Below are 5,870 nucleotides of genomic sequence, written 5' to 3' on the forward strand. Positions count from 1 at the left end.
CGCCATGACGTACACCTGAGCGTACGCTCAGACGTACGTACTCTGCCGAAGCTTGAGGAGCCACCATGAAGGTGCTGACAATCAGCGACGTCCGCAAGAACTTCGCAGCCGTCGTGGACATGGTGATCGACGATGCCGAAGAATGCGTCATCCCTCGCGGCGGCGGCAAGGCGGTCGTGATCGTCTCCCTCGACGAGTGGAACGCCATGAGGGAGACACTGCATGTCCTCGGCTCAGCGTCGAACGCTCGCCGCCTGCTGGAGAGCATCGCGCAGGCCGACGCCGGCCTGGTTGAGGAACATCCGCTACTCGATCCCGACTCCGCCGCACACGACTCCGGCAAGGAAGCGGCGTGAGCCTACGCATCGTCTTCACCCCCAACGCCTGGCAGGACTACGACGGCTGGCTACGCCGTGACATGAAGATGGCCCGTCGCATCAGCAAACTGATCATCGATGTCCAGCGGGATCCGAAAGGAACGGGGATCGGCAAGCCGGAGATGCTGAAGGGCCCACTGTCAGGCTGGTCGTCCCGCCGCATCAACGACGAGCACCGACTGATCTATCGAATCCGCGGCAACGACTTGGAGATTGCCGCCTGCCACGGCCATTACCTCGACAAATGACCAGCGGCTCCAAAGCCGCCGTGGAGCGACCGGCGCCACCCACGCACCGAGGGCATCCGAGGCCTCGACCCTCGTCCATTTGCCGATGCCGGGACCGGGCTTCAGATTCTCGCGGCGACCGGTGCGGGCACCAGCCCGGCAGTCCACGCTTCCGAACAGCCGTCCCATCCCCCTCCCGCACGCTACACGGACAGTGCTAGCAAACGCCGTCAGCATGGCGAGCCCCGCCGGTGTACGGAACAGGGAGGCGGTGGCCCGTACAGGGCCACCGCCAGCGATCTTGCAGTGGAGGTAACGAGGGCTTACTTGAACCTCGCTGGCCAGGTCACAGAGCTGCGGACCGCCCTCACCAAGCTCGCCCGGCCCGATGCGCCGGCCGATGAAACCTGACCTTGGTGGCACCTGACGTGATGGACTTTCGTCGGTGTGCCGGACGGACGGGAGCGACAAGACTGCCCAGGGACGTCCGGCAAGGCACAGGTTGAAGCTCGCCCAGTACCCACCACCGGGCTAACCTCTTAGCTAAGGAGGACCGTCATGTCCGAGACAGCTGCGCAGTTCAACATCCACGACGCGAAGACAAACCTCTCGCGGATCATCGATCGTGTTGAGCACGGCGAAGAGATCATCATCAGCCGAGCCGGAACCCCGGTCGCAAAGGTGATCCCGTTGAACCGCAGGGTCGACAGAGTTGGTCGAGGCTCCCTCGCCGGCCTGCTCGTCATGGCCGAGGACTGGGATTCCCCCGAGGTGAATGAGTCCATCGCGCGGGACTTCGGCCTCGCATGAGCCTGCTCCTCGACACTCACGTCGTGCTGTGGTGGCTCACGGACGACCCCACGCTCGCCGACGAAATCAAGGACCGGCTGGACCACGAACCGGACGTTTACGTCAGCCCTGCGACGATCTGGGAAGCAGCCATCAAGCAGTCGATCGGCAGGCTGGACAAACCGGCCGATCTCGCTGAGCACATCCGCGATAGCGGCTTCCGGCATCTGAATATCACTGCCGAGCACGCCATCGTCGCCGGACGGCTTCCGCTCATTCACAGAGATCCGTTCGATCGGATGCTCATCGCCCAAGCCCGAGTAGAGCACCTGACGCTAGTCACCCGAGACGCCGAGATACTGAAGTACGACGTCGGAACGCTGGCCGTCTGACGCAACCGGCTCGGCTCGGAGTATCAGCGGAGACGCCATCGACTCACTTGAACCCCGACACACTCCGGGCAACCACCGCACTGCGGGGCTTCCGGGGGCTCGGCCCCCGGAGCAGACATGACGAGAGGCCCCGGTCCGCGCTTTCCGCGGACACAGGGCCTCTGCCTCTCGTGGAGGTGCCGGGAATCGAACCCGGGTCCTTCGTTGTTTTGTCAGGGCTTCTCCGAGCGCAGCTCACTATGCCTCTACTCGGCCCCGGCGTTCACGTGAGCAAGATGCCGTGACGGGCCCAGTCGCTGATTAATCTCGCCGTGCGGTCCCCGCGACCGGGACCGGTTGGCCAACCTTCTAGCTGATGCCGGAAGTCTGAGACGAAGGTGTTCTCAGTCCGACAGACCCGCTACTCGCCTCAGGCGGCAAGTGCGAAGTCAGCGCGATTGTTATCGGCGCTTATTGTTTTCCGACGACCGATTCTCGAGACGACGTCGGCTTCCTCGGCTCGCTTCCCCTGTCTCCACGTACGAAGTCGAAACCAGTCACCCCCCAGTTGTGTACCCCTCAACTCTAACGTGTCCGGGCCGGAACTTCATTCCGGTATCAGCCGAGCTGGCACGGCGCGCCGTCGACGGTGCAGGTGGCGGGCTGGATCTTGCCTCTGACCTGCTTCGACGCTTCGAAGCCCAGGCTGATTTTACTTCCCGGCGCGAGTGGGCCGCCGGTGAAGACGAACGTGTTGCCCTGGCGGCTGAGTTGGGCGTTCCAGGTGTTGCCGACGCCGACGCCCGCGCTCGGGGCGAAGGTCAGTTTGACCGTCCAGGTGCGGGCCGGGCCGGTCTTGTTCGTCACGTCGACGTTCCCGATGAACCCCCGGTCCCAGCTCGCGCCCGTCGTGTAGCGCCCGCTGAGGGCCGTTTCCGGGGTGGGTGGCGGCGTTGTCCGCCGTGGCGTCGGCTTGGTCGTCGCCTTTGCGGTCGGCTTCGGTGCGGCGTTGCTCGGTGTGCGGCGGGCCGGGGTCTTCGACGGAGTGCCCACGCCGCTCACGCCCTCGCGGCTCACGCCCGTGCCCTCAATCGCAGCCGTGGGCGAGGTCGCCTGGGCCAACGGGATCAGCGAGGGATCGACGCCGATCATGGGCATCGGCGGCTGGACCATCAGCGGGACCCGGCTCTGCGACCGGGCCGGTTCGACGGCCCGTACCGCCACCCAGGAGACCATGACGAGCAGGAGTGTTGCCGCCCCGCCGACGAAGGTGTATCGGCGCAGGGGAAAGACGGTGGTTTGCTTGGCGGGCAACTGCGGTCCCTTCGCGCGACTGGTCAGCCGCGGCGACATTACCGGTCAGTGCATGCCCTTGCTACGGCGACCCATGGCCTTGTTGATCTCTTTCTGGGCGTCCCGGGCGGCGAGGTCCTGGCGTTTGTCGTACGCCTTTTTGCCCTTGGCCAGGCCGAGCTCGACTTTCGCGTACCCGTTGTGGAAGTAGACCGACAGGGGCACCAGGGTGAGGCCGTCCTCGCGCAGCTTGCCCATCATCTTGTGAATCTCGTCGCGCTTGAGCAGCAGCTTGCGGACCCGGCGCGGCTCGTGGTTGGTCCAGGTGCCCTGCGTGTACTCCGGGATGTGCATCCCGTGCAGGAAGATCTCGCCGTTGTTCTCGTGGCCGAACGCGTCGACCAGCGACGACCGGCCGGCCCGCAACGACTTGACCTCGGTGCCGGTCAGCACCATGCCGGCCTCGTAGGTGTCGAGGATGGCGTAGTCGTGCCGAGCCTTGCGGTTCGAGGCCACGACCTTGCGCCCCTGTTCGCGTGGCATCGGTGTGCTCCTTGCGGGTGGCAAAAGAAAGGCCCGGCCGAGCGGCCGGACCTGTCAAATGGTACTCGCGGACCGTCAGCAGAGGCATCCGGGTAAATAGTCGAGCGGGTTCTTCGGTACGCCGTCGAAGCGCGTCTCGAAATGCAGGTGGTAGCCGGTGGAGGCGCCGGTGGTGCCGACCCGGCCGATCACCTCGCCCCGCCGGACGTACTCGCCGTCGTGCACGAGGATCTTGGACTGGTGTCCGTAGCAGGTGGAGAAGCTCCGGCCGCCGCGCTTGCCGTGGCTGATGCAGGTGTAGTTGCCGTACCCGCCGTTCCAGCCGGCCTGGACGACCCGGCCGCCGGCCGCCGCGTGGATCGGGGTGCCGCCGCCGGCGGCGAAGTCGGTGCCCGCGTGCAGTTGCCAGACCCGGTAGTAGGGGTCGTAGCGGTTGCCGAAGCTGCTGGACTTCCAGCCGTGCACCGGCATCAGCAGGTTGCCGCCGACGTATTCGCCACCGCCGCCGTTCCGGTCGTCCCAGTCGCGCAGCGCATCCTGGATCCTGGCCTCCTCGGCCTTGGCGGCCTCGTACTCGGCGAGGACGGCCGCGCGCTGGGAGCGCGCGACGACCAGGGCCGAGCGGCGGCTCTGCGCCAGCTTGACGACCGTGGCGCGGGCCCGCTGCGCGGCCGCCTGCGCCCGCCTGGCGACCGCGAGCTTGTCGGTGGCCTCCCGCTCGGCTTCCTCGGCGACCCGCTTGGCGAGCCCGGCCCGGTCCTGTTCGGTACGGGCGGTGCGGCGCGCCCCCATGAACTGATCGACGTGCTCCTGCTGCTTCTGCATGACCTGTTCGACCAGGCCGAGCCGGTCCATGGCGTCCTGCGGGCCGCGCGCGCCCACCAGCATGTTGAGGGTGGCGAAGTTGCCGCCCATGTAGGAGGCCGCGGCGATCTGGTCGACCCGGTCGCGGGCCTCGTCGACACGCTCCTGTGCCCGCTCGAAGCGGCCGGCGATCGCGGTGTAGGACACGCGGGCGGTGTCGGCCTTGCGCCGGGCGGTGGCGGCCTGGGCCGAGGCGGCCGCGACGATGCCCCGGTTGGTGGCGACCTTCCGCTGCGCCTCGGGCAGCGCGGCCGTGGCGGCGGCCAGGCGGCGCGCGGCGTTGCGGGCGGTCGCGGTGGCGTGCTCGAGGATCGCCTCGGCGCGGTCCACCGCGCGGGCCGCGCGCTTGGCGTCGTCCCCGGGCTCGGCTGCGGAAGCCGGTGCGGCCAGCGCCAGCGCGGCGGCGCAGAACACGCTCAGGCCGACGGCGAGCGCGGTGGTAAACCGGTGGTGGCGGCGATGACAAGACTTCACGAAGAGTCACCGTACTCCGACTATCCGTGACAATTCGCGGCTTAGGCGGCTAACCGCCCGAAAAACGCAGTCGCCGCGCACCCTCGTCGGATGCGCGGCGATCGGGACAGATCGGATCAGACCTTGAGGTAGAACCGCAGGGTGATCCACGCGGTGATCGCGCTGACCCCGGCGCCGACGCCGGCCAGCAGCGGCAACATGAGCCACACGTTGCCGTCCGGGATCGGGGTGAGCACGTTCGTCAGGGCCTGCAACCGGCCGTCCAGCAGGACGATCTTGCCGATGAAGATGAACGCGAAGCCCAGGATCGCGCCGATCAGGCCGGCCACCACCGCCTCGAGCACGAACGGCGCCTGGATGAACCAGTTGGAAGCCCCGACCAGCTTCATGACCGCGACCTCACGCCGCTTGCTGTATGCCGCCACCTGGATCGTGTTACCGACCAGCAACAGCGCCGCCATGGCCATGAAGGCCGCGACCACGAGGGCCATCACCTGGATCGCGTTGAAGATCTTGAAGACCTTGTCCAGCAACTCCCGCTGATCGACGATGTCCTGGATGCCGGGCATCCCCTTGACCTGCTCCGCGAACGCCTTGTATTGCTCCGGGTCCTTGAGCTTGACCCGGAACGACGCCGGCAGGCTGTCCGGGGTCACCGAGTTGACGAAGTCTGGCGAGTCCTTCCAGAGCTCCTTGAACTTCTCGAACGCCTGGGCCTGCGTCTCGAACTCCTTGTTCAGGACGAGCGGGTTCGAGGCGATCGCGTTGTTGATCGCGCTGGTCTGCGGCTCGGTGACGTCCTGACGCAGGAAGATCGAGACCTCGACCTTGCCGTAGTAGAAGTTCTTCATCTGGTCGACCTGCATGTACATGAGCACGCTGGCGCCGAGCATCGTCAGGGAGACCGACATCGTGATGATCATGGCGATGGT

At 66.7% G+C, this 5,870-nt stretch carries 8 protein-coding genes and 1 other RNA gene; 4 read left to right on the top strand and 5 right to left on the bottom strand.

Annotated elements, in window-relative coordinates:
- The first annotated feature begins 65 nt into the window (after positions 1-65).
- The 4 genes from DMB66_RS58095 to DMB66_RS58110 all read left to right on the top strand — a co-directional run bounded on the left by DMB66_RS58095 (position 66) and on the right by DMB66_RS58110 (position 1,785).
- Positions 66-356, top strand: a complete 291-nt coding sequence (locus DMB66_RS58095) for a type II toxin-antitoxin system Phd/YefM family antitoxin (RefSeq protein WP_125810319.1) — start codon at positions 66-68, stop codon at positions 354-356.
- On the top strand, positions 353-625 hold the full coding sequence (locus tag DMB66_RS58100) for a Txe/YoeB family addiction module toxin (protein WP_125812504.1): 273 nt from the start codon (positions 353-355) through the stop codon (positions 623-625). Before DMB66_RS58095 ends, DMB66_RS58100 begins: the two co-directional genes overlap by 4 nt.
- Positions 626-1,162: 537 nt before the next feature.
- Positions 1,163-1,414, top strand: coding sequence for a type II toxin-antitoxin system Phd/YefM family antitoxin (locus tag DMB66_RS58105; protein WP_125812505.1), 252 nt, complete (start codon positions 1,163-1,165; stop codon positions 1,412-1,414).
- On the top strand, positions 1,411-1,785 hold the full coding sequence (locus tag DMB66_RS58110) for a type II toxin-antitoxin system VapC family toxin (protein ID WP_125812506.1): 375 nt from the start codon (positions 1,411-1,413) through the stop codon (positions 1,783-1,785). The genes DMB66_RS58105 and DMB66_RS58110 overlap by 4 nt, the downstream gene beginning before the upstream one ends.
- Before the next feature lie 168 nt (positions 1,786-1,953).
- Here the strand turns inward: DMB66_RS58110 and ssrA are convergent.
- The 5 genes from ssrA to ftsX all read right to left on the bottom strand — a co-directional run.
- Positions 1,954-2,329, bottom strand: a transfer-messenger RNA (tmRNA) gene (gene ssrA / locus DMB66_RS58115).
- Between the two features lie 53 nt (positions 2,330-2,382).
- The gene (locus tag DMB66_RS58120; RefSeq protein ID WP_158647710.1) at positions 2,383-3,078 is read right to left on the bottom strand and encodes a cellulose binding domain-containing protein; all 696 of its coding nucleotides are present in this window, start codon (positions 3,076-3,078) and stop codon (positions 2,383-2,385) included.
- A 45-nt stretch (positions 3,079-3,123) separates the two neighbouring features.
- Entirely contained in the window at positions 3,124-3,600 is a 477-nt protein-coding gene (smpB, locus tag DMB66_RS58125) for an SsrA-binding protein SmpB (RefSeq protein ID WP_125812508.1), read from the bottom strand.
- A 75-nt stretch (positions 3,601-3,675) separates the two neighbouring features.
- Positions 3,676-4,938 carry a M23 family metallopeptidase gene (locus DMB66_RS58130; protein ID WP_233625587.1) on the bottom strand — a complete coding sequence of 421 codons (1,263 nt, stop codon included), beginning with the start codon at positions 4,936-4,938 and terminating at the stop codon, positions 3,676-3,678.
- A gap of 116 nt (positions 4,939-5,054) precedes the next feature.
- Positions 5,055-5,870, bottom strand: an 816-nt coding sequence (gene ftsX / locus DMB66_RS58135; protein ID WP_148112923.1) for a permease-like cell division protein FtsX, incomplete at its 5' end; no start/stop codon positions are given.

The organism is Actinoplanes sp. ATCC 53533 (assembly GCF_003947245.1).